Raw genomic sequence first — 22,352 nt, forward strand, 5'->3', positions numbered from 1 at the left:
CATGAGCAATCCGAACCATGGCCCGGATGCCTATCTTCGCGAGGAAATGCTTCCCGAGATGCCACCGCCCCCTCGCGAAACGGGAATGGTGAAATGGCTGCATGAAAACCTGTTTTCGGGGCCGGTGAATGCCGGGTTGACCGTATTGGGGTTGTTGATTGTCTGGTTCCTGTTCGACCATTTCTATCCGTGGTTCGCGCATTCGGTCTGGAACGCCTCGAGCCTGCCGGAATGCCGCAAGATCATCGCCGAAACATGGGGCGAGGGCGCAGGCGGAGCCTGTTTTGCCGTTATCCGCGAGCGCTGGAATCAGTATATATACGGATTCTATCCGCCCGGACTTTACTGGCGCCCGACGCTGGTATTCGGGCTGCTGTTTGTGGCGCTTGCGCCGATCCTGTTTTCGATTTCGCGCAATATCCGCCGGATCGTGCTGCTGACCGCAGCCATCGTGACGGTGCTTTCGCTTGTTGCCCTGAATACTCCACCGATCTGGCTGGGTGTCGCCGTTGCGATCTTTGCGGTCGCGCTGCTTGTGGCTGAACGGCGTCAGATGTGGCTGCTTGGCTTTTCGGCCTTTTATCCGCTTCTTGGGGTCTGGCTGATCTGGGGCGGTTCCTTCTGGTGGATCATCATGATTCTGGCCGGTATGGGCTTTGGCTCGCTGGCATTTATCATCGCCGGACGGTTATCGCCGCTGCTGGCGGGCAGTTCCGCCATCGTGGTGACGTTGCTGGTCTGGGTATTTCTTTCCGGTGACGCTGCCAAAGACGCCGAAAATCTGTATTCACTTGCCATTGCCCGTGTGGATTCCGAAGCGATCGGCGGTTTTCTTCTGGCGATCACCATCGGCGTTGCGGGCATCACCATGTCGCTACCTCTGGGAATCGTGCTGGCGCTGGCGCGGCGCTCGGACATGTTTCTTGTCAGTTCGCTTGCCGTGATATTCATCGAGTTCATTCGGGGCGTGCCGCTGATCACCCTGCTTTTCGTCGCCCAGCTTCTGCTGAATTACTTCCTGCCGCCCGGCACCAGTTTCGATATCGTCCTGCGGGTTATCATCATGGTGACGCTGTTTGCCGCCGCCTACATGGCCGAGGTGATCAGGGGCGGGCTGGCCGCATTACCCACAGGGCAATACGAGGCCGCCGACGCGCTTGGGCTGGATTACTGGAAGGCGCAGCGGCTGATCGTGCTGCCGCAGGCACTCAAGATCAGTATTCCGGGGATCGTTTCGACATTCATCGGCATGTTCAAGGACACGACTCTGGTTGCTTTCGTCGGACTTTACGAGCCGTTGAAGAATATTTCCGATGCGGTTCGCGCCAATATCGAATGGAAAGGCATCTACTGGGAGCCGTTCATATTCGTGGGCGCAATCTTCTTCATCATCTGCTTCAGCATGTCGCGCTACTCGATGTATCTCGAGCGTCGGCTGCAGCGCGACAACAGATAGGAGGTTTTCATGAGTCAGACCCCGATGCGGGATGTCGATCCCGATCAGATGACCATCAGCGACGAGATCGCGATCGAGATCATCCGGATGAACAAATGGTTCGGAAGTTTCCACGTCTTGCGCGATATCGACCTGGCCGTGCATCGTGGCGAGCGGATCGTGATCGCCGGTCCTTCGGGATCGGGAAAATCCACGCTGATCCGCTGCATCAACCGGTTGGAAGAGCATCAGAACGGGCGGATCGTCGTAGACGGGATCGAACTGACCAGCGATATCAAGAATATCGACAAGGTACGATCCGAAGTCGGGATGGTCTTTCAGCATTTCAATCTGTTCCCGCATCTGACCGTGCTGGAAAATTGCACACTGGCCCCGATCTGGGTCCGCCGGACCCCGCGCCGGCAGGCCGAGGATGTCGCAATGCATTTCCTTGAGAAAGTCAGGATACCGGAGCAGGCAGGCAAATATCCCGGCCAGCTTTCAGGAGGCCAGCAACAGCGGGTCGCTATCGCGCGGTCGCTTTGCATGCAGCCCCGGATCATGCTGTTCGACGAGCCGACATCGGCGCTGGACCCCGAGATGATCAAGGAGGTTCTGGATACGATGATAGAACTTGCCGAAGACGGGATGACGATGCTTTGCGTGACCCATGAGATGGGCTTTGCGCAGGCCGTGGCGAACCGGGTGATCTTCATGGATCAGGGCCAGATCGTCGAGCAGAACAATCCGCATGATTTCTTCAACAACCCGCGGTCAGAGCGGACCAAGCTGTTCCTTAGTCAGATTCTGGGGCATTGAGGGCAGAGTTTTCGCTTTGCCCGTTATCCGCCGCCCCTGTTTTCCGACGCTCGTGCATCTTTGGGGCTATCGGATATCCTTCACGAATTTATCCCCAAATTGCGATCTCAGGAATTCCATCTGCGGTTCCATCCGCTCTGTCAGCAGTGCGACCGCGGCGGGGGGCGGGTTCAGGCCAGGGGGATTTGCGAAGACTTTTTTGTCAAGATTGCCATAGGGATAAGGCCCAATTCCCAGATATTCCTCTAACTCGTCCATCAATTCGCCGGGCTCTCTGGCGATCCGGCCGAAGGGGATCACCTTCATGTCGGGGAAATGCTTTTGCCAGCGCGGAAGATAGGCTGCGTAATCGCCCCGATCATACAGAACCGGGTTCCGGACCTCTTCCAGCCAGTCGGCTTCGGTTTTCGGAGTGCGCTTTTCCCGGCGCAGGTTCATCCGCAATTGTGAAATCGCCCGGTCGACCGGATGGCGGATCATGTAGATCACTTTGACCTTGCGCAGGAAACCGGCCACGAATTCGACGCCCTCTTCGGGCAGGGTCGAATATTCCGGCGTGAAATCCATCGGGACCGCATTTCCGGGCGCCGGGGCGAAGACACGCTTGTACCAATGATTGTGAAACATTTTCCCGCTGGTCAGCCCGTCCAGATAGGAATCAAGCTCCGGCGGCAGGGGTTCTTCGCGTTTGATATGACGTTCGCGGATTTCCTTGGGCTTGTTCCGGTAATGCCATTTGATCCAGTATTGATGCCCGGGAATGTAGACGTAATTGAAGAACTGCACCTCCTTGAACGGAGGTATCCACACCTGCGGATGCTGGCCAAGCATCTGGGCAAGCCAGGAGGTTCCGGCCTTTTGCGCCCCTATGCACAGCGCGCCGGGCTTGCGGGGCTGGCCCTTGGGGTCGAAATTGGCACTGACGGTGATCAAATCTCGCAGCATGGGAATCCGGCGGTCATCATGTAAAAATCACTTGGAACGAAGTTTGACGATATTGCTTTGCGAATGGTTCGCATAGGTAGGCCAGTCGGGCTCGTACTCCTCGGATTGATTGCCCCAGACCGTCCAGCCCTTGCGCTTGCCGCGCGCGAACATTTCCAGACGGGGGCCCCAGCTGCAAGCCTCGATCACATCATATTGTTCATCGGGTTTGCGGCTGTGTTCGCGCTTGCGGGTGGCGAAGATGTTTTCCTGCGAGCGGCCGGGATCCAGCGTGCGGACATCCTTGCCCCGCACGCCGAACAGCAGGATCTCGGTCACGTTGCGGAAATAAAATCCCACGCCGCGCCGGTCGGGGCCGCCATCCTTGCGGATCTTGTACCAGATCAGGTTGCTTTTATAGGTAAAGCCCCAATGCTCCATGACCCGCAGCCCTTCGGGCAAAAGCGCGTTCGGGACCCACAGATACAGATGGGCGCGGGACGCGGCGATTGCCTCGACCGGAAGATCGCAGATCGCATCCAGGCTCATTGTCGGATAGCGCGACAGCCGCCGATGCTCGGGCGCCATCTTGCCGGTGCGGTTCTGGAACTGCCACGGAGGATCGGCAAGGATCGTGCCGAAGCGCGTGGAGCCGGCACATGCCAGCAACTCGTCAGATGCGCTGTTCATCCCCGCCCCCATCTACATATAGCGACTTGCTTATACCGAACACCAATAGAGGACATCCGGCCCCGCCGCCACCCTCAATCCGTGGCAAGAGCTTGGACATATGCGTGGTCGATGCCCCGAAGGACGATTTTCGCCCAAGATTGTTGAAAATATCCTGAAGCTCGTCCGATCTTGTTATGATGACACCAACGCTCAGCGCACGCAAATCGAATAGCAGGCGGAAATTGTTCAGATCGCGGTCGAAAAAGGGATCCTTGTTGTTCCACTCGATTTCCAGCCCGATCTGGTTGCGATAGCAGTCGATCTTGTGGGTCGGACTGTCAAGACGACGCCCGTCCACCATGACTGCCGTCTGGAACTGTTTCTCCTGCCAGCCGCGCAGGGTCAGGAACCCATCGATATTTGCCGCGACGCGCGATTTCTGGCCGCCGCCGATCTCGATCCATTCGCGATGCAGGCGGAACTGGGTCAGCACGTCAAGGATATCGCGCCATTCGTCCGGAAAATCATGGGCAAGGATCGCACTGGCATGGCGCCATTCATGAACCTCGTAATGCGTGCGAATGAACTCGGGCAGCCGGTCGGCCTTCACAACCGGCCCCAAAGATCGTATTCGCCCGCCTCATCCACCGTGACCGAAACGATATCGCCGGGGTTCAACGCCTCGAAACCCGTGTCTATGAACAGATTTCCGTCGATTTCGGGTGCGTCTGCCTTGGTGCGGCAGGTCGCGCCTTCATCATCCACCTCATCCACGATGACCTCAAGGCGCTGTCCGACCTTCCGCGCCAGCTTGGCTTCCGAGATTGCCTGCGCCTTCTGCATGAAGCGGTCGAAACGATCCTGCTTGATCTCGTCCGGCACATGGTCGGGCAGATCATTCGCCCGTGCGCCTTGGACGTTTTCATATTGGAAGCAACCGACACGATCCAGTTGCGCCTCGTCAAGCCAGTCCAGCAGGGTCTGGAATTCTTCCTCGGTCTCGCCCGGATATCCCACGATAAAGGTCGAACGCAGCGTGATTTCGGGGCAAACTTCACGCCATGCGGCGATCTCGTCCAGCGTTTTTGCCGCCGCGGCCGGGCGGGCCATGCGTTTCAGCGTATCGGGATGGGCATGCTGGAAGGGAATATCCAGATAGGGCAGCACCTGTCCGCCCGATTCGGCATGGGCGGCCATCAATGGGATCAATTCACGCACATGCGGATATGGATAGACGTAATGCAGCCGCACCCACGCGCCCAGACTGCCCAGATCGCGGACAAGATCGGTGATATGGGCACGGTGGCCGCGTTCTTCGGCGAATTTCCGGTCAACGCCATAGGCAGAGGTATCCTGCGAGATGACCAGCAGTTCCTTGACACCGGCCTGCACCAGCTTTTCGGCTTCACGGATCACTGCATGGGCGGGGCGGCTGACCAGGCGTCCACGCATGTCCGGGATAATGCAGAACTTGCACTTGTGGTTGCAGCCCTCTGAAATCTTGAGATAACTGTAATGGCGTGGCGTCAGGCTCACACCGCTTGCGGGCAACAGGTCGATAAAGGGATCGGGCGCGGGCGGTACCGCGCCATGCACGGCATCCAGCACCGATTCATATTGATGCGGCCCGGTGACAGCCATGACCTTGGGATGCGCGCCGGTGATATATTCCGGCTCTGCCCCCAGGCAGCCGGTCACGATGACCCGCCCGTTCTGGTGCAGCGCTTCTCCGATGGCCTCCAGCGACTCGGCCTTGGCGCTGTCCAGAAAGCCGCAGGTATTCACGATCACGGCATCCGCGCCTGCGTAATCCGGGCTGATCGCATAGCCTTCGGCGCGCAGCCGGGTCAGGATGCGCTCGCTGTCGACAAGCGCCTTGGGGCAGCCAAGGCTGACCATGCCGATCGTCGGCTGGCCCTTGCGCCGTACATCGGGGATGGCGGCGCGGGCAAGATCGGGGCGCAAATCTGGCGGGTTCCTGTGCATCCGCCGCACATAGGCGATTCTGCGGCATCTGAAAAGAGGATTGCAACCAAGGGACATAACCGCGAGTTAGCATTCCATATCTGCGTTTCATCTATCTTCAGGACATTGCCATGAGATCGTCTTCCCTTTCGTCGCGAGAGTATCAGAGCCGGGCAGCCGGGGTGACGGGGCCAAGCCCTTTGGGCGCTGCAATGTACCGGGACTGGCCCCTCCTGCGAAAATTATTCGCACTCGCCATACTGGGGGCGGCGTTGCTCATGATTTTGACGACGCCTCTTCATGCTCAGAGCCAAAAAAACTCTCGCTTCATCGATGTGTCGAACAATCGGGGGGGAAACGTGCTGGAGATGGTCAAACGGCGGGAAGAACTGGCCCGTTCAGGAAAAACCGTACGTATTCGGGGTTATTGCCGTTCTGCCTGCACGATTCTGACAACCCTGCCGAATGCCTGCCTTGGGCCAAATGCGCGGATCGGCTTTCATGCGCCGCGCATTCCGAACACCACCATCATTCCACCTTATGTCGATCAGATCATGGGCAGTTATTACCGCGCTGGTATTCGTGACCGCTGGTTCGGTGGCTGGAACCGTTCGCTGAACATGAATGTGATCACCGCCCGGGAATATGTCCGGCTGGACCCACAGACGCAAATATGCAAAAGCATCAAGCCGTCGCGCCGATGATGGCAAAGGCGCCCGGGCGGGCGCCTGCCGGTTTCATTCCCTTAGCCGCCAGCCGGTCGCGAAGATCCAGCGGATGATGGCAAGACAGATCACAATGAAGATCGCCACCGCGAACAGCGACACGCCCACCGGCACATCCGCCAGCCCGAAGAACGACCAGCGGAAACCCGAGATCAGGTAAAGCACCGGATTCAGCTTCGCGACACCTTCCCAGAAGGGCGGCAGCATGCTGGCCGAATAAAAGGCTCCGCCAAGGAAAACCAGCGGCGTGATCACCATCATCGGCACGATCTGCAATTGTTCGAAGGATTTTGCCCACAGGCCCAGAATGAAGCCCAGCAGGCTGAAGCCAAGCGCCGTCAGGAACAGGAAGGCAAGCATCCAGAGCGGGTGCAGGATATGAACGCCCACGAAGAAGAAACTGGTGGCAAGGATGACCAAAGCGATCAGGATCGCCTTGGCGGCTGCGGCGCCCACGAAACCCAGAGTGACCTCGATCCAGCCGACGGGAGAGACAAGATATTCATAGATCGTGCCGCTGAATTTCGGGAAATAGATCCCGAAACTGGCATTGCTGACGGCTTGCTGCAACACGGTCAGCATCATCAGCCCCGGCACGATGAAGGCGCCGTAAGGCACGCCCTCGACCGATTGGATGCGCCCGCCGATCGCTGCGCCGAAAACGACGAAATACAGAACCGTGGACACTACGGGCGAGGCCAGCGACTGCCAGATCGTCCGAAAGAACCGCATCATTTCGTGATGGAAGATCGCCCAGATTCCGGGCCAGTTGAGCAGGGTCATGCGGCCTCTCCTTCCTGAACCAGCGAGATGAAGACTTCTTCAAGGCTGGATTGCCGTGTCGACACGTCACGCACGGTTATGCCCAGCGTGGCCAGTTCGCCCAGCAGACGGGCAATGCCGGTCCGTTCGGCGGTCGTGTCGTAATTATAGGTGATCCTGTCCCCTTCGGGGGCCAGTTCCAGCCCGCGTCCCAGAAGTTCGGACGGGATTGCATGCAAGGCTTCGTCCAGCTCGATGGTCAATGTCTTGCGCCCGAATTCGCGCATCAGCTCATCCTTGGGCCTGATCAGCAAAAGCTGGCCCTTGCTGATGACACCGACCCGGTCGGCCATCTCTTCGGCCTCTTCAAGGTAATGCGTAGTCAGGATGATGGTGACCCCCTCGCGGCGAAGCTGCCCGACCACTTGCCACATCTCTCGGCGCAGGGTGACGTCGACACCTGCGGTCGGCTCGTCCAGAAACAGGACCTTGGGGCGATGCGCCAGAGCCTTGGCGATCAGAACCCGCCGTTTCATCCCGCCCGACAGATCCTTGGTTGCGGCGTCGCGTTTGTCCCACAGCGCAAGGCTGCGCAGCACCTGTTCGATATAGGCATCGTCGCGGCCCTCGCCATATAGCCCACGGGTGAAGCGGACCGAGTTGAAGACGGTCTCGAACGGCTCCAGCGCAATTTCCTGCGGAACCAGTCCGATCAGCTTGCGTGCCGCGCGCCAGTCCGTCCGAATATCGTGCCCATCCACGCGGACGGTGCCGCCCGTAGGCACGACCAGCCCGCAGATGATCGAGATCAGCGTGGTTTTTCCGGCGCCGTTGGGGCCGAGCAATGCGATGATCTCACCTTCTTCGATGGACATCGTGACGTCGGACAGCGCCTTGGTTCCGCTGTCATATTGTTTCGACAAATTGTCGATTTCGATGATTCCGGTCATGTTCCGGCTCCCTCGTTATGATTTCCGCCCGGGTTCAGCCGGCATTCTGCGGATTGGATTGGTGCTGCGTGGCCCGGCCTGTCTGTGCAGGGTCACGGTAAGTGCCGCGGCCAGAGCGACAAAGGCGAATGCTCCGATCCGGAAGGCACCGGAATACCCCAGATGGGTAACCAGAGGCTGACTTGCCAGAGGCGAAAGGAACTGACCCAGAAAAATAGATGCGGTGACCAGCCCCGTGACCAGCCCCCGCCGCCGTGCAGGTGTGACATTCAGGGCAGTGGTGATGAACGTCGGCATGCACATGCCAAGACCTGCGCCGATCAACGCGGTCGAGACCATGGCAACCGGCAGCGATTGTCCGGCGGCAAGGCCCGCGAAACCGGCGGCAAGTGAAAGATAGCCGGAAACCGGTGTGCCGATCCTGCCCAGCCGGGGGCGGATCAGGCCCGACACGACCGACATGATCGCGGCGGCGAACATCATCGCCCCCATGACCAGCCCGGCACTGCGTGGATCTTCCAGCCCGATCCCCCGGAGATGATAGGGAACCTGCGTCGGCACGGCGTAAAAGATCACAAAGGTCAATCCTGCCGCGATCGTCATGACCGCGACTGTCATCCGCCAGCCCGGTTCGCTGTCACCGGATCCGCCGGCATGTCCGACCGTGCCCGAGAAACGATCCGGTTCGGGCAGGATCACCGCCAGCAGCGGCAGCAGCAACGCAGCCAGACCATAGATCGCAAAGGGCAGACGGGCGTCGGTCGCTGCAAGCGCCCCGGCCAGGGTTACAAAGACCAGCCCGCCAACATTGGTCGCCCCCATCTGGTACCCCATCAACCGCCCGCGCGCCGGGCCGTCGAAATAATCTCCGACCAGCGCGGCCTGAGCAGTCATGATCGCGGCGACGCCCAGTCCAAGCGCCAGACGGCTGGCCAATATCGCCTCGAGAGAGTCCAGATACAGTCCCGCCGTTCCCGCGACCGCATAGATGACCAACCCGATCAGAAGGGGACGTTTGCGCCCCAGCCGATCAGTCATTGCACCGGCAAAGGGCGCGACGCAGGCAACCAGCAGTGAGGGCGCTGTGATCAGAAGGCGCGTCAGCAGGGGCGCCCTTGAATTATCCGCGAATATTGCCTCGAGTCCCGGCAGCGAGGGGGTGATCGTGGCGTTTGACATGATCGTCAGCATTGCCGCCAACATCAGCCCCCAGCTTCGCGGGTCTTTCAGCAGATAGTCCATTCAGGCAAACTCCTGATCAAAGGGTCGTGCAGTTCTTGCGTCATTCAGGGCATTGGCCCACCAGTGCAGCCGTCGGGAAAATACCGTCATTGCCGTTTCTGCCGCCTTGGCATCCGCGGGCTCGGTGATGCGCCCGGTTTCGTCGAACCTGTTCCACGGCGCGGCAAAGCTTACCGTGTCCCGCAGCGTGACAGCATGTAATTCCGACAGCACCGGGCGCAAGGCCTCGATCGCGCGCAATCCGCCGGAGATGCCGCCATAACTGATCAGCCCGACCGGACGCGCAATCCATCCGTCCTTTACCGAATCGATCAGGGTCTTCAGTGGTCCCGGCGCCGAATGATTGTATTCCGGCGTCACGATGACGAAGCCATCGGCATTCCCCATGCGTTGCCGCAGATACTCTATGGCAGGTTTGTCGCCGGTCTGCACCGGTAAAATTTCCGGATCTGCGGGGTCCAGAAGATCCGGCAAGAAGCCGTGCATCCTCAGCTGCCCTGAGACCCATGCCGCGACCCGGTCATTCATGCGGCCTTCCCGGATCGATCCCAGAACCACCACGATACGATTGCCCTGTGCCATCTCTTTCTCCTTGCAATTCAAATCATGGTTTGCCACCCTAAGACCTTAACTATAGTTCAGGACAAGATAAAAATGTCTTGTAAAATCAACAAAATTGATCCCTCGGCTCCGATCATGTCGGTTGGTGCGATATCGAAGCGCAGCGGAATCTCGATCTCTGCCATTCATTTCTACGAACGCGAAGGACTGATTCGCTCGACCCGCAATGCCGCCAATCACCGGCGCTATTCACGCGCCAGTTTACGCATTCTGGCGATCATCAAGGCCGGTCAGCAGGCGGGGATTCCGCTGGCCGAGATCCGATCCGCTTTGAAGCCCGCGCTTTCAGGTAGACCGCTGGGCCGTGAGGAATGGGTACGGATTTCCGAAGCCTGGCACGATGATCTGGAGCGGCGGATCAGAATGCTTGAACGGGTCCGCGACCGGCTGGGCGGCTGTATCCGTTGCGGCTGCCTGTCGCATGAGCTTTGCGAAATGTTCAACCCGGAAGACCGTGCTGCCAGACAGGGACCCGGTGCCCCCGGTCTTGGGGTCTGAGAAGGCCGTTATTATGACGACCGACCGGCTGCGCTTTTGATGTTCACATAGTTGCCGCCCAGGATCAGGGCCGCTCCGGCGATCAGAAACAGGCTGACGGGTTCATCGAACAGAAGCAGCCCGACTAAAGCTATCACGGGCAGGCGCAGGAAATCGAAGGGCATGACCAGCGTTGCGGGGGCGACCCGTAACGCGCAGGTAATGCAGAAATGCGCGGTCAGGCCGGTCACGCCGATCACGGCCACCCACGGAGCCGCCGCAAGCGAAGGCAGCGCGATATCGCCGTCGATTCCGGCGCATATAAAGCCGAACACGGCTTGCAGGACAGTCATCCAGAACAGGATGGAAGCCGTATGCGCCACCGTGGTCAGTTTCTTGGTGAAAACATAGGTCATCGCGAAGCCGATGGCGCAGCACGCAGCCGAGATCAGCCCCGGCGTGATCGGCACGGAACCGGGCCGCGTGACCAGAAGGATACCGATGAAACCCAAAAGCGCGGCAACGATCCGCGGAGTGCTGAGCCGTTCTCCGAGGAAGGCCCGCGACAGGATCAGTGCCCAGAGAGGCGCGGTGAACTCCAGCGCGAAAACCTGCGCAAGCGGGATCGTGAAGATCGCGTAGAACCACAGATTCTGTGCGGCGAAATGGAAGATATTGCGGGACAGGTGCAGATCGAAGCGATGCAGATTGACTGTCTTCCACAAGCCGCTGAAGGTGATCACCAAAGCCATGACGATCACCCCCATGAGCGAACGCCATCCCAGAACCTCGAATGTGTCGAGTTCCAGCGAAACGGCTCGTCCGGCCACGGCCATAAAGGTGAAAGAGGCCACCGCGCCCATCATCCATGCCGCAGCAATGACTGGCCGTGCCTCGGAAGATGGACGGGCAGGGATCTCTGTTGCGCTTGTCATGGTCACTCTCCCGCAGGTTGGGATCGTCATCGATGGTTCCGGCTAACCTATTGTTGCGCGTTCTGCAATGTCGCGGCGATTGCGTCCCGCGATCCAACGGTTTATGGCGGCAAAATCTGATCAGGAACCTGCAACCATGCCGACATTCACCGCTTTGACCCATATCGCTGGACGCGCGCCTGCCGAGGCGCTGGCCGAAGCCTGCGAGGATCTGTCCCCCGAACCGGTTGGTTCGGGCGTGTTCGAGATCGAAGACGGATCGGATCGATGGGAAGTCGGGGTCTATTTCCTTGAACGCCCGGACGAAATTGCCCTGGCTTTGCTGGCTGCGGCCTATCAGGCGGAACCATTCGTCATCTCGGAACTGCCGGAGGTTGACTGGGTCGCGCATGTCCGGCGCGAATTGTCACCGGTCGAGGCCGGGCGGTTCTTTGTTCACGGCAGCCACGATTCCGATCGCATTCCCGAAGGCGTCGAGGCATTGTGCATAGAGGCCGCGATGGCCTTTGGCACCGGGCATCACGGTACGACCAAAGGCTGCCTCGAAGCGCTCGACCGGCTGGCTCACGAAGGGTATCAGCCCAGCCGCATCGCCGATATCGGTTGTGGCACCGCGGTTCTGGCCATGGGCGCGGCGCGCATCTGGCCGGTGACGGTGTTGGCCAGCGATATCGATCGGATTGCAGTCGATACGGCAAGCGCCAATGTCATCGCAAACGGGCTGGACGGGCGGGTGATCTGTATCGAGGCGGTGGGCTTCGATCATCCCACACTGGAAGAGGCGGCACCTTTCGATCTTGTGCTGGCGAATATCCTCAAGCAGCCCCTGATCGATCTGTCTCCCGATATGGCGCGCTCTGTCAAACCGGGCGGCAAGATCATCCTGTCCGGGATCCTGACCGATCAGGGCCCTGAGGTGATCGATGCTTACCGGAATGCCGGCTTCTCGCTTGATCGCCGCGACGATCTGGGGGAGTGGGTGACCCTGACAATGACCCGCGGCTGAACGCAAAACGTAAATGCCGTTGTTTTCCGGGCCTAATCCTGTCGCCGCGTCAATTCCGAGATCGCAATCCCGATATTCGCGTCCAGATCCTGCGACATGTCCAACATGATCGGGTTTTCTTCGGATGTCGGGATCTCAAGCGCTTCGATCTGAGAATCCAGCAGTTCAGCTGGCATGAAATGCTGCCGCGCGTTCATCCTTGCGCGGATAAGGTCACGCGGTGCGGACAGGCATAGAAGCTGGAGGTTACCGATGCCAAGCCGAAGCAGATCGCGATAGCGCAGCTTGAGCGCCGAGCAGGTGAAGACTGTATCCTGCCGTTCGGCTGACGTCCTGACGGCATTGGCAAGCGTGTTCAGCCAGGGCATTCGCATTTCATCGGTCAGCGGCTGGCCCGCACTCATGGCTGCGCGGTTTCGCGGGGGGTGGAAATCGTCACCCTCGATGAAATTCGCGTTCAATGCACTGGCAAGCGCCTGTGCGAAAGTGGATTTTCCCACTCCGCTTGGGCCCATGACCAGAACACACAGGTTGCCAGGATTGGTAACGTTCTGCATTCGCGTCCCATTGTGAAAAGATCATGCCCGCCGCGCGGAGCACACAGCAGGCAACATGTCAGCGACCTGTAATTCCTGGAACGGTAACCGGCAAGCCTGGCGCCAGTATCTGCATGACCGCATCGCGTAACAGGTTGCGGGAAAAATGCGCGCTGCAGCGCTCGGTGAACAGAAAATCCGCTTCCTGCTGCCGATGGTGAGCTTTCGAACCATGTCAGTGGCCGGCTGCTCTTTGTGAATGGAGGAATAGCCCATGTTATGGCCGGTCGTCATGGGCTGGATCGCCGCTACCGAGAGGACGCAGCCTGTCTCATCCCCAATAGGCGGCGGCGGTAAAGCTTTTTTTTGGAAGTCCAAGCGATGTCAGATGCTTGCGTGCTTCCCTTGCCTGATCGGCAGGGCCTGCGAACCAGACAAAATCATCTTCGCCGAACCGTTCGTGTTCGCGCAAGGCGGATAACAGATCGCTTACCCGCGTGACACGGTGATCCGTGGTCATCTCTGCCAGATCCTCGACCGAGGCCGAGATGGAAGCGAAGACTTCTCCTTCGGCCAGATCCAGCATACGCACGATTGCGGGCAGGGCGGTCTCATCGCCGAACAGCCAAAGCCGCCTTGCGATAGGGCACCAGCCGCCGCCGGGGCCAAGTATCCCGACCTGTTGCCCGACAGGTTCGGATAGCGCCCAATCGCAGGTCGGGCTGTTCGCGTGGCGGAAGATGTCGAAATCCAGCCAGTCATCGGCTTGCGCGACGACCGTGTAAACCGGGCGGTGCAAAGCGTCCTCGCCCTTGGGCCAGTCGGTGCGCCCGGATGCCGAGATGCGGGGCCAGACCGGATCGCGACCGGAAGGCGGCAGCAGCAGACGGAAATGCAGGCCACGTTCGGCGAATCTTCCTGCTTCGGGTCCCGTTACCCTGACCCGGATAAAGCCGGGCGTGCGCGATGCGACGCTTTCCACCCGCAGCAGCGACAGGCCCGGCGCAAGCGCGCCGATATCAAGCTGATCCCATTCGGCGGTCAGGCCGGCTTCCTCGAAAAGTTCGGTTGCGCTGTCCCGCAGGATGCCGATCAGTCGCGCCTCAGGCCCGCTCAGGTCGATGCGCAGGCAGTCTGGTTCGATCTTCAATCGTAGCTCGCAGTCCCAGACAAACATGCTCAGTTGATCCGGAGACTCGATCAATGGCACTTCCCATGCTGAGGCACGGGCCTTGAGTGCAGCGACCGCCGCACCGGAAAGATGAGGGATGATACCGGTGCTGCGGAAGGTTTGTAATTGGGACACGCCGCTTGTCTTTCCCTGTTTCGGGTCTGATTCAGACATGCAGCTTATAACAGAGTATTTCTATCGGCAATGGCGATGGCGAAGATGATGCGACGCGCTTGATGGCGCGGCAAAACGGTCCTGATGATATGCGCCATGCCCGCGTCTTTCGGTGTGGGTGGCGGTGCAACCACCGCGCGGCTCATCCATGCCCTGTAATCGAATATTTTGCCCTTTGCGCAAGTATCGCCGATCTTCGGGCAGCTATCCCTTGCGGCGACGTTTTCTTGCCCGTTTGACCTCGGCCAGTCGGGATTGCGTGGTCATGCGCCGGGGATTACGCCCCCGCTTACCCTTCGCGGTACCGCGCGGCAGCGCCTTGCCTTCCAGTTCAAGCAGTTCCAGCGTCAACCCGCCAGTCACCGGCACCGCTTCCGTCAATCGGACGGTGACACGCTGGCCCACGCTGATCTCGGTGCCGGTATCCGCCCCCAGAAGGGTCTGCGTATCTGGATCGAAATGGAAATATTCATGCCCGACCTCGCGTAGTGGCAGCAGCCCATCCGCCCCGGTCTCGTCCAGCTTGACGAAGGCGCCGAAACGCTGGATGCCGCTGATGCGTCCGGTCATTTCGGTTCCCACCCGGTCGGCCAGATAGGCGGCGAGATAGCGGTCCGTCGTGTCACGCTCGGCCGCCATGCTGCGGCGCTCGGTTTCGCTGATATGGGTGGCGGTTTCCGAAAGCTGCTCGATATCGTCGGGGGACAACCCATCCGGTTTTCCGTCACGCCCGCCGCCCCAGCCATGTGCGGTGATCAATGCCCGATGCACGATCAGATCCGAATAACGGCGAATGGGCGAGGTGAAATGCGCATAGCTTTTCAGGGCCAGTCCGAAATGACCGAAATTCTCGGGGTGATAATAGGCCTGCGTCATGGATCGAAGCGTGGTGATATTGATCAACTCGTCGAAATCCGTGCCCTCGGCTTGCGCCAGCAGCTTGTTCAGATGGCCGGTTTGCAGCACCTGTCCCTTGGCCAGAGTGAAGCCAGACGCCTGCGCGACCTCGCGCAGGGCATCGATCTTGTCAAGCGCGGGTTCTTCATGCACGCGGAACAGAAGCGGGCGTTGACGGCGGGACAATTCCTCGGCGGCGGCGACATTGGCCAGCACCATGAATTCCTCGATCAGTCTGTGCGCGTCGAAACGTTCGCGGAAGTTTACCGATTTCACCCGCCCGTCGGCGGTGAGTTCGATCCGGCGCTCGGGCAGGTCCAGATCAAGGGGCTGGCGGCGCTTGCGGGCGTCTTTCAGCAGCCCGTAAGCGTGCCAGAGAGGCTTGATGACAGTATCGATCAGCGGTGCGGTTTGATCATCGGGATTGCCATCTGCGGCGGCCTGCGCCTGTTCAAAGGACAGGCTGGCGCGGCTGTTCATCAGGCCGCGATGAAAATTATGGCTGACCTTGTTTCCCTCTGCGTCCAGCCGCATCCTGACCGCGATCACGGCGCGATCCTCGCCTTCATGCAGCGAGCAGAGATCGGCGGACAGCGCCTCGGGCAGCATTGGAACCACGCGATCGGGGAAATAGGTCGAATTGCCGCGTTTCCAGGCCTCGCGGTCAAGGGAAGAGCCTGGGCGGACATAATGCGCGACATCGGCGATGGCGACCCATATCACCGCACCGCCATCCTGTTCGATCTCTGCGGCAACGGCGTCGTCATGATCGCGGGCATCCGCCGGATCGATGGTGACAAGATGCAGGTCGCGCAGATCGTCGCGGCCTTTCATGCTTGCCGGTTTCTGTGCTTCGGCCTCATCCGTGACCTTGCCCGGAAATTCGTCGGGGATGCCATGCTGATGAATGGCGATCAGACTGACCGAGCGCGGCGCGGATGGATCACCCAGCCGTTCGACCACACGGGCCAGCGGCAGGCCCATCCGCCCCTTCGGTCCGGCTTGCTCGGCCTGCACCAATTCGCCGGATTGCGCCCCCAGCGCATCATCCGCCCGTACCCGCCATTCCTTGTCCGCGCCCTTGTCGATGGGTACGATGCGCCCCCCTTCGGTCTCTTTGCGGAAGATACCGAGTATCCGGTTGGGCTGAGCTAGAACGCGGCGCATGAATCGCGCCTCGTATTGATAATCCTCGCCATGCGCCTCGACCATGCGAGCAAGGATGCGATCGCCCTGTCCCAGCGCCGGGTCGGATTTGCGGGGCGTATAAAGAACACGCGGCATCGGCCCATCGCCCCGCCATTGCAGCGGCCGCGCGAACAGATCGCCCGAGCCGTCCGGGGCCAGCAATTCCAGTACCGTCACCGATGGAAGTTTCTCGGGGTCAAGGTAATGGCGGCGGCGGCGTTCAAGCTGACCGTCGGCCTCGAGTTCCTTGAGCAACCGCTTGAGCTCGATCCGGTCTGCGCCCTTGATACCGAACGCCTTGGCGATGTCGCGCTTGGAATTGGCGTCGGGGTGGTCGGCAACCCAATCCATGATCTGTTGCTTGCTGGGAATCTGGGTCATGGGACAAGCCTATCAGGGGGTGCGGATAAACGCGACCGATTGTTGACGCTGAATATTCATGATCTAACGGCAATCTTCCATACCTGACTTGCGCATATCGATGTCACCACCGCGACAGCCCGGGGTGGACTGCAACGATGTCGTTGCGATGGGCGGTGCCATCATTGTTTCCCTGACATCTGCATAATCAGTTTCCAGAACAGTGCCAGAGCGATGAAGAATGTGGCCGCGATCGCGAAATAGAGGGAAAACGTAAACAATCCTTGCCCCAAGGTGATTGCGCATTTTCCAGTCTCGAGCCAGATTTCTCTGTGGCAGATCTCGTTATCCATCTCGCTGATCTTGGCCATATACAGGGGCAGGATCCCAAAGAGCACGGATAGGATCGTTGCGATGATGGCATAGCTCTTCATGGTCGCTACCGTTTTCAGTGCCCACATGATGAGCTTCCAGTATAGGAACAGAGCAGTGAAGAATATGATAGCAACCGCGAAATAGATGGCGAAGAAGAGGAGTGTTCGATCCCACAGAGGGACACATGTACGCCCTGCCGAATAAAGCAGCTCAGGGTCACATAATTCTGCTTGGTCGAATCTCGTCCCAATATAGATGGGGAGAAGGCCGAAGAAGGTGGAGATAATTATTGCGATAATCACATAAATTTTCATGGCTACGGCCTTCCTACCGGTGCCTTTCGGGATGCGGAGGACTGGGAATCCAGTCTTCACGAAGGGTGTTCATGAAGTCTTCGACACGAGCACCGTAATCGGTGACGACTTTCGCATCTATATCATTGTAAAGAGTAGAAATTTTTCGAATGGTTCGATCGTTCACGGTCAACCGCTCGATAATCCGTTTCAGCATGAATGCGCCTGCATCGAAATTTTTGGCCGGGTTGTTCATGTCATCCTCGGAGAACAGTTTTGACCAGTAGGGTACGTTGATATTCATCGGACGGATGGTTTTGTTACCTCCAAATGGTTGAAATATTGCATCATACCATCCGTGGGTGGTTTCCATCACGGCAATCGATAAGATCAGGATTTCAGGGACGGAAAAGCGGGCGGCACTGGCCTTGATGTATTGTGGCCAGGCGGGACGATCATTGGTAAGTTTCGCCATGGTTTCGCTCTCGTACCACGTCGGATATTCACTTGCAGTATGATCATCCTCAATATGGAAATCATACGGAATGTCGTAGATCATCGACGCCTTGCGAGAGATTTTCACCCGGACGAAAGCGGTCTGGTTGCCCTGAAAGGGGACGTCATGCCGAAAGGAAGCGTCCAGCGGAATATCCCGGTAATCGTGATGTGAACTGCCGGTGTGCGGCCTCACATCGAGATTATAGATGTTGATACCGTGTTTTTTGGTTTGCCAGATTTCCACTTCTCCACCGCTGTCTTCCAACGCGCTGTCACGCCCCATCCGGCGTAGCGTTGCTGCAAAGGGGATCGGCGCAGCATCGCGTTCGTGGCTGGGTTCGACCATGACGACAGCGTCCGCACAGCCGCATTTCTGAATGATCTGCCCAAATTCTACATTGCTCTCGTAGGAGATGTCTAAATTTACCATTTACTCGTACCTGATATTTTACACGCACTTAACATTCTTCACTGCCGCGCCCGACCAATCCCGGCCGGCCAGTTTCCCGGCCATTACATGCCGGGGGTCTCTGCGATATCGTCGCGGGCTGGTGTTACAATTCGAGGATCATGTCGCGATGCGGGATTCCGGCATCCTCGTATTCCTTGCCGATGGCCGTAAAGCCCAGCTTTTCATAGAATCCGACCGCATGTACCTGCGAACTCAGTTTGGCCTGGGTTATGCCGGGGCAATCGCGCAGCTTGTCTACCGCCATCCGGATCAACCCGACACCAAGCCCGATGCCTCGCGCATCCTGCAGCACACAGACCCGGCCGATCTTGCCGATATCGCCGGATAGCAGGATCCGCGCGGTGCCGACAGGCCGGGCCTCCTGCCATGCCAGCAGATGGATCGCCTGACCATCGAGACCGTCCCATTCATCGGCTTCTGTCACGCCCTGCTCATGGATGAACACGGCGCGGCGCAGGGTGCGGCAGGTATCGATGTCATCAGTCTCTTCGATTCTCATGCGAAATATCTTTCGAGGATCTTCTGATAGATATCCTTGAGCTGCCGGATCTGCGCCTTGGGTACACGCTCATCGACCTGATGCATGAAATGCCCGACCAGTCCGAACTCGACCACCGGGCAATGATCCTTGATATAGCGGGCGTCAGAGGTGCCGCCCGATGTGGACAGGACCGGTTCCCGCCCGCATTCCGCTGTGACCACATCACGGACCAGATCGACGAACGGGCCGGGTTCGGTCAGGAAGGCTTCGCCGGATATATCCGCAGCGATCTTCAGTGAAACACCGGTCTCGGCGCTTAGCTTGTCGGCGCGCGCGGTCAGATCGTGGATCAGCGAAGCGCCGCTATGCAGATCGTTGAAACGGATATTGACCACCGCAGTTGCGGTTTCAGGAATGACATTCGAGGCCGGGTTGCCGCAATCGATCGTGGTGATCTGCAATCCCGTAGGATCGAAATGATCCGTTCCCTGATCCAAAGGCGCGGCAATCAGTTCGTTCAGATAGCGGGTCAGGGCATGCAGCGGATTATTCGCACGGTGCGGATAGGCGGCATGACCCTGAATCCCGGTGGCGGTGATATGAAAGGTGACCGAGCCGCGACGGCCGATCTTCATCATCTCGCCCATATGATTGGGATTGCTTGGTTCCCCGACGATGCAGACATCCATCCGCTCGCCCTGTTCGGTCATCCAGTCCAGCAGGGCAGGGGTGCCATCCTTTGACGCACCCTCTTCGTCGCCGGTGATCGTCAGGATCACCGCGCCATCCGGCGGGGTCAGGGTAACGAAATCGATCGCGGCGGCAGTAAATGCCGCGACACCCGATTTCATGTCGGTCGCGCCCCGGCCCCAGATAATCCCGTCCTCGACATGTCCGCTGAAGGGCGGATGGCTCCATGAACCCAAATCGCCGGGCGGCACCACATCGGTATGCCCGTTGAAGCCGAATGTCCTGCCGCCTTTCGCGCCCCAGCGGGCAAACAGATTCGGCGTGCCGTTGCGGTCCACGCGATGCACCTCGAACCCCGCCTTGCCCAGCATTTCGGCAAGCAGAACAAGCGCTCCGCCTTCCTCGGGCGTGACGGAGGGGCAGCGGATCAGGCGGGCGGTCAGGTCGGCGGCATCGGTCATTTGCTTACATCCAGATTTCAATGGCACGACGAACAAGGTTCAGTCCGGTCAGGATCAGAAGCACCAGCGTCCAGCGCCGAAACTGCACCACATCAAGCCGGTCCTGCAAGGCAAAGCCCGCAAACATCCCGGCAAAGGCAGGCAGGCAAAGAATGAACGACAGCGGCAGGGTCTGGGAATTCAACAGGCCCGAAGTCAGATGTGCGCCGGTCAGAACGACCGCACCGATCAGGAATACCACGCCCTGCACCCGGATCTGCTCGCGTTTTCCGACCCCGGCCGACAGCAGGTAAACGATCAGCGGCGGTCCCCATATGCCGGAAATTCCGCCGTAAAGACCGCCGATAATGCCGGTGATCGCCTCGAACGGCTTGTCGTGCTGAACCGGCAGCGCCAGGGATCGCCCCGACAATTGCCATATTGCGAAGCCGACGATTGGAAGCCCAAGCGTGACATACATGACAGGCTGCGGGATGCGTTGCGCGAAGGCGGCGGAGACGCACATGAATATGACGACCATCGCGATATGAAGTCGAAACCGGCTGATCGATTTCCATGCCTCGCCCGGGCCCTGACGGAAAGCCTGATAGATATTCGTCAGCAGGACGGGCAGGATCAGGGATGCCAGCGCCGTGGTCGCAGGCATGATCGACCCGAATGCGGACAGCATGATCATTGGCATGGCGAAACCGATCGCGCCTTTCACCAGACCGGCGAAGGCCGTGATCACAATTGCCGCCCAGAATTGCCAGATTTCGACGCCGAACATGCGCGCAAGCTAGCCCGGCCGGCGGGAATAGGGAATGCCGGATTTGCACTATTTGCAAAAACCGTGACGTGCCGGCTGCGCGGGAAAAGAGAGGGCGTTTTTCTGTTGCACTCTCTGCGGCGGATCTGTAGGTGCCGTCTTGGGCAACCCTTCCCCAACGAAGGGCAATTAGCTGGAAGGCTGAATGATATGAGTGATCATCCGATCCCGGCCACGCGGCCGGTTAATCCGCGTTTCTCTTCTGGTCCTTGCGCCAAAATCCCCGAATATAATCTGGATATGCTGTCGGACGCGCCGCTTGGGCGCTCGCATCGCGCTGCCATCGGAAAAGGCAAGCTGGCCGAGGCCATCGATCTGACGCGCGAAATATTGGGCGTGCCCGCGGATTACCGCATCGGCATCGTGCCCGCCTCGGATACCGGCGCGGTCGAGATGGCGATGTGGTCGATGCTGGGTGAGCGTCCGGTTGAGATGCTGGCCTGGGAAAGCTTTGGTGAGGGCTGGGTGACCGATGCGGTCAAGCAGTTGAAGCTGGATGCCACCGTGCACAAGGCCGACTATGGCAAGATCGTCGATTTCACACAGGTGGATTTCGGCAAGGATGTGGTCTTCACCTGGAACGGCACCACCAGCGGCGTACGGGTTCCCAATGGCGAGGCCATTCCCGCGGATCGTGACGGGCTGACGATTTGCGACGCGACCAGCGCCGCTTTCGCAATGGATCTGCCGTTCGACAAGCTGGATGTGGTCACCTTCAGCTGGCAGAAAGTACTGGGCGGCGAGGCGGCGCATGGCATGCTGATCCTGTCGCCCCGTGCCGTCGCCCGGCTGGAAAGCTATACGCCGGACCGTCCCCTGCCGAAGATTTTCCGGCTGACCAAGGGCGGCAAGCTGAATGAGGGCATCTTCCGGGGTGAAACGATCAACACGCCCTCGATGCTGGCGGTCGAGGATTATCTTGTCGCTTTGAAATGGGCGCAATCGATCGGCGGCCTTCAGGGCCTGATCGCGCGAGCTGATGCGAATGCGAAAGCCGTGCGCGATTTTATCACTGACAAGGACTGGATCGCCGATCTGGCCGAGGATCCGGTGACGGCTTCGACCACGAGCGTCTGCCTGAAATTCACCGATCCCTCCATCAAGGATGGCGCCGCCTTCGCCAAAGCCGTCGCCAAGCGGCTGGAGACGGAAGGCGTGGCGCTTGATGCTGGCGCATATCGCGACGCGCCTCCGGGGTTGCGCATCTGGTGCGGCTCGACGGTGGAAGCCGGCGACGTGGCGGCGCTGATGCCGTGGATCGAGTGGGCCTATCGCGCGGAACTGATCGCGCAGAAATGACCTGTGAGGGGGGGGGGGGGGGGGGGGGGGGGGGGGGGGGGGGGGGGGGGGGGGGGGGGGGGGGGGGGGGGGGGGGGGGGGGGGGGGGGGGGGGGGGGGGGGGGGGGGGGGGGGGG

The 22,352-nt window shown here is 59.5% G+C and carries 23 protein-coding genes; 6 read left to right on the forward strand and 17 right to left on the reverse strand.

The genetic code is table 11. The features are described from left to right. Position 1 precedes the first annotated feature (1 nt). Positions 2-1,456: an ABC transporter permease subunit gene (locus Q0601_RS10395; RefSeq protein WP_305289749.1), complete on the forward strand. Its 1,455-nt coding sequence runs from the start codon at positions 2-4 to the stop codon at positions 1,454-1,456. Between the two features lie 9 nt (positions 1,457-1,465). Then, positions 1,466-2,254, forward strand: a complete 789-nt coding sequence (locus tag Q0601_RS10400; protein ID WP_305289750.1) for an amino acid ABC transporter ATP-binding protein — start codon at positions 1,466-1,468, stop codon at positions 2,252-2,254. A 66-nt stretch (positions 2,255-2,320) separates the two neighbouring features. Here Q0601_RS10400 and Q0601_RS10405 read toward each other — a convergent pair whose 3' ends face one another. From Q0601_RS10405 to rimO, 4 genes are read right to left on the reverse strand one after another with little or no spacing between them, the layout of a single operon-like run. Next, the gene (locus Q0601_RS10405; protein WP_305289751.1) at positions 2,321-3,199 is read right to left on the reverse strand and encodes a sulfotransferase family protein; all 879 of its coding nucleotides are present in this window, start codon (positions 3,197-3,199) and stop codon (positions 2,321-2,323) included. Between the two features lie 27 nt (positions 3,200-3,226). Next, positions 3,227-3,868: an MT-A70 family methyltransferase gene (locus Q0601_RS10410; protein WP_305289752.1), complete on the reverse strand. Its 642-nt coding sequence runs from the start codon at positions 3,866-3,868 to the stop codon at positions 3,227-3,229. Continuing rightward, complete coding sequence (locus Q0601_RS10415) at positions 3,852-4,460, reverse strand: BglII/BstYI family type II restriction endonuclease (protein ID WP_305289753.1); 609 nt, start codon at positions 4,458-4,460, stop codon at positions 3,852-3,854. Before Q0601_RS10415 ends, Q0601_RS10410 begins: the two co-directional genes overlap by 17 nt. After that, positions 4,457-5,836 (reverse strand): 30S ribosomal protein S12 methylthiotransferase RimO, encoded by a 1,380-nt coding sequence (gene rimO, locus Q0601_RS10420; RefSeq protein WP_305289754.1) that lies wholly within the window; start codon positions 5,834-5,836, stop codon positions 4,457-4,459. The genes Q0601_RS10415 and rimO overlap by 4 nt, the downstream gene beginning before the upstream one ends. Positions 5,837-6,174: 338 nt before the next feature. On the opposite strand from rimO, the gene Q0601_RS10425 reads away from it, so the two are divergent. After that, entirely contained in the window at positions 6,175-6,519 is a 345-nt protein-coding gene (locus Q0601_RS10425; RefSeq protein ID WP_305289755.1) for a hypothetical protein, read from the forward strand. A 33-nt stretch (positions 6,520-6,552) separates the two neighbouring features. Here Q0601_RS10425 and Q0601_RS10430 read toward each other — a convergent pair whose 3' ends face one another. The 4 genes from Q0601_RS10430 to Q0601_RS10445 are packed head-to-tail and all read right to left on the reverse strand — an operon-like array spanning position 6,553 to position 10,076. Next, complete coding sequence (locus Q0601_RS10430; RefSeq protein ID WP_305289756.1) at positions 6,553-7,323, reverse strand: ABC transporter permease; 771 nt, start codon at positions 7,321-7,323, stop codon at positions 6,553-6,555. Continuing rightward, positions 7,320-8,252 (reverse strand): ABC transporter ATP-binding protein, encoded by a 933-nt coding sequence (locus Q0601_RS10435; protein WP_305289757.1) that lies wholly within the window; start codon positions 8,250-8,252, stop codon positions 7,320-7,322. The genes Q0601_RS10430 and Q0601_RS10435 overlap by 4 nt, the downstream gene beginning before the upstream one ends. Positions 8,253-8,267: 15 nt before the next feature. Continuing rightward, entirely contained in the window at positions 8,268-9,494 is a 1,227-nt protein-coding gene (locus tag Q0601_RS10440; protein ID WP_305289758.1) for an MFS transporter, read from the reverse strand. Then, a complete protein-coding gene (locus Q0601_RS10445) occupies positions 9,495-10,076 on the reverse strand; it encodes an NADPH-dependent FMN reductase (RefSeq protein ID WP_305289759.1) in 582 nt (193 codons plus the stop codon). A 72-nt stretch (positions 10,077-10,148) separates the two neighbouring features. Between Q0601_RS10445 and soxR the strand changes: the two genes are divergently transcribed. Then, complete coding sequence (gene soxR / locus Q0601_RS10450; protein WP_305289760.1) at positions 10,149-10,613, forward strand: redox-sensitive transcriptional activator SoxR; 465 nt, start codon at positions 10,149-10,151, stop codon at positions 10,611-10,613. Positions 10,614-10,624: 11 nt separating this feature from the next. On the opposite strand, the gene Q0601_RS10455 is transcribed toward soxR, so the two are convergent. Next, the gene (locus Q0601_RS10455) at positions 10,625-11,527 is read right to left on the reverse strand and encodes a DMT family transporter (RefSeq protein ID WP_305289761.1); all 903 of its coding nucleotides are present in this window, start codon (positions 11,525-11,527) and stop codon (positions 10,625-10,627) included. A gap of 136 nt (positions 11,528-11,663) precedes the next feature. Between Q0601_RS10455 and Q0601_RS10460 the strand changes: the two genes are divergently transcribed. Then, the gene (locus Q0601_RS10460; RefSeq protein WP_305289762.1) at positions 11,664-12,533 is read left to right on the forward strand and encodes a 50S ribosomal protein L11 methyltransferase; all 870 of its coding nucleotides are present in this window, start codon (positions 11,664-11,666) and stop codon (positions 12,531-12,533) included. A gap of 32 nt (positions 12,534-12,565) precedes the next feature. On the opposite strand, the gene Q0601_RS10465 is transcribed toward Q0601_RS10460, so the two are convergent. The 8 genes from Q0601_RS10465 to Q0601_RS10500 all read right to left on the reverse strand — a co-directional run bounded on the left by Q0601_RS10465 (position 12,566) and on the right by Q0601_RS10500 (position 20,898). Next, entirely contained in the window at positions 12,566-13,090 is a 525-nt protein-coding gene (locus tag Q0601_RS10465; RefSeq protein ID WP_305289763.1) for a gluconokinase, read from the reverse strand. Positions 13,091-13,400: 310 nt separating this feature from the next. Next, positions 13,401-14,375: a siderophore-interacting protein gene (locus tag Q0601_RS10470; protein WP_305289764.1), complete on the reverse strand. Its 975-nt coding sequence runs from the start codon at positions 14,373-14,375 to the stop codon at positions 13,401-13,403. A gap of 243 nt (positions 14,376-14,618) precedes the next feature. Then, complete coding sequence (rnr, locus tag Q0601_RS10475) at positions 14,619-16,880, reverse strand: ribonuclease R (protein WP_305289765.1); 2,262 nt, start codon at positions 16,878-16,880, stop codon at positions 14,619-14,621. Between the two features lie 161 nt (positions 16,881-17,041). Continuing rightward, entirely contained in the window at positions 17,042-17,548 is a 507-nt protein-coding gene (locus Q0601_RS10480; protein ID WP_305289766.1) for a hypothetical protein, read from the reverse strand. Positions 17,549-17,561: 13 nt separating this feature from the next. Continuing rightward, complete coding sequence (locus Q0601_RS10485) at positions 17,562-18,455, reverse strand: hypothetical protein (protein WP_305289767.1); 894 nt, start codon at positions 18,453-18,455, stop codon at positions 17,562-17,564. 124 nt (positions 18,456-18,579) lie between these two features. Next, positions 18,580-18,996, reverse strand: coding sequence for a GNAT family N-acetyltransferase (locus Q0601_RS10490; protein WP_305289768.1), 417 nt, complete (start codon positions 18,994-18,996; stop codon positions 18,580-18,582). Further along, the gene (gene dapE, locus Q0601_RS10495) at positions 18,993-20,129 is read right to left on the reverse strand and encodes a succinyl-diaminopimelate desuccinylase (protein ID WP_305289769.1); all 1,137 of its coding nucleotides are present in this window, start codon (positions 20,127-20,129) and stop codon (positions 18,993-18,995) included. Before dapE ends, Q0601_RS10490 begins: the two co-directional genes overlap by 4 nt. A gap of 4 nt (positions 20,130-20,133) precedes the next feature. Then, positions 20,134-20,898, reverse strand: a complete 765-nt coding sequence (locus tag Q0601_RS10500; protein ID WP_305289770.1) for a sulfite exporter TauE/SafE family protein — start codon at positions 20,896-20,898, stop codon at positions 20,134-20,136. Positions 20,899-21,087: 189 nt separating this feature from the next. On the opposite strand from Q0601_RS10500, the gene Q0601_RS10505 reads away from it, so the two are divergent. Beyond that, a complete protein-coding gene (locus Q0601_RS10505; RefSeq protein ID WP_305289771.1) occupies positions 21,088-22,236 on the forward strand; it encodes a phosphoserine transaminase in 1,149 nt (382 codons plus the stop codon). Positions 22,237-22,352 lie beyond the last annotated feature (116 nt).

The organism is Paracoccus wurundjeri, from assembly GCF_030678915.1.
Lineage (GTDB): Bacteria > Pseudomonadota > Alphaproteobacteria > Rhodobacterales > Rhodobacteraceae > Paracoccus > Paracoccus onubensis_A.

Bases quoted from the DNA above. Each gene is read 5' to 3' on its own strand.
- Q0601_RS10395 (WP_305289749.1), top strand. From the start codon at position 2: ATGAGCAATCCGAACCATGGCCCGGATGCCTATCTTCGCGAGGAAATG.
- Q0601_RS10400 (WP_305289750.1), top strand. From the start codon at position 1,466: ATGAGTCAGACCCCGATGCGGGATGTCGATCCCGATCAGATGACCATC.
- Q0601_RS10405 (WP_305289751.1), bottom strand. From the start codon at position 3,199: ATGCTGCGAGATTTGATCACCGTCAGTGCCAATTTCGACCCCAAGGGC.
- Q0601_RS10410 (WP_305289752.1), bottom strand. From the start codon at position 3,868: ATGAACAGCGCATCTGACGAGTTGCTGGCATGTGCCGGCTCCACGCGC.
- rimO (WP_305289754.1), bottom strand. From the start codon at position 5,836: ATGCACAGGAACCCGCCAGATTTGCGCCCCGATCTTGCCCGCGCCGCC.
- Q0601_RS10430 (WP_305289756.1), bottom strand. From the start codon at position 7,323: ATGACCCTGCTCAACTGGCCCGGAATCTGGGCGATCTTCCATCACGAA.
- Q0601_RS10435 (WP_305289757.1), bottom strand. From the start codon at position 8,252: ATGACCGGAATCATCGAAATCGACAATTTGTCGAAACAATATGACAGC.
- Q0601_RS10440 (WP_305289758.1), bottom strand. From the start codon at position 9,494: ATGGACTATCTGCTGAAAGACCCGCGAAGCTGGGGGCTGATGTTGGCG.
- Q0601_RS10445 (WP_305289759.1), bottom strand. From the start codon at position 10,076: ATGGCACAGGGCAATCGTATCGTGGTGGTTCTGGGATCGATCCGGGAA.
- soxR (WP_305289760.1), top strand. From the start codon at position 10,149: ATGTCTTGTAAAATCAACAAAATTGATCCCTCGGCTCCGATCATGTCG.
- Q0601_RS10455 (WP_305289761.1), bottom strand. From the start codon at position 11,527: ATGACAAGCGCAACAGAGATCCCTGCCCGTCCATCTTCCGAGGCACGG.
- Q0601_RS10460 (WP_305289762.1), top strand. From the start codon at position 11,664: ATGCCGACATTCACCGCTTTGACCCATATCGCTGGACGCGCGCCTGCC.
- Q0601_RS10465 (WP_305289763.1), bottom strand. From the start codon at position 13,090: ATGCAGAACGTTACCAATCCTGGCAACCTGTGTGTTCTGGTCATGGGC.
- rnr (WP_305289765.1), bottom strand. From the start codon at position 16,880: ATGACCCAGATTCCCAGCAAGCAACAGATCATGGATTGGGTTGCCGAC.
- Q0601_RS10480 (WP_305289766.1), bottom strand. From the start codon at position 17,548: ATGAAAATTTATGTGATTATCGCAATAATTATCTCCACCTTCTTCGGC.
- Q0601_RS10485 (WP_305289767.1), bottom strand. From the start codon at position 18,455: ATGGTAAATTTAGACATCTCCTACGAGAGCAATGTAGAATTTGGGCAG.
- Q0601_RS10490 (WP_305289768.1), bottom strand. From the start codon at position 18,996: ATGAGAATCGAAGAGACTGATGACATCGATACCTGCCGCACCCTGCGC.
- dapE (WP_305289769.1), bottom strand. From the start codon at position 20,129: ATGACCGATGCCGCCGACCTGACCGCCCGCCTGATCCGCTGCCCCTCC.
- Q0601_RS10500 (WP_305289770.1), bottom strand. From the start codon at position 20,898: ATGTTCGGCGTCGAAATCTGGCAATTCTGGGCGGCAATTGTGATCACG.
- Q0601_RS10505 (WP_305289771.1), top strand. From the start codon at position 21,088: ATGAGTGATCATCCGATCCCGGCCACGCGGCCGGTTAATCCGCGTTTC.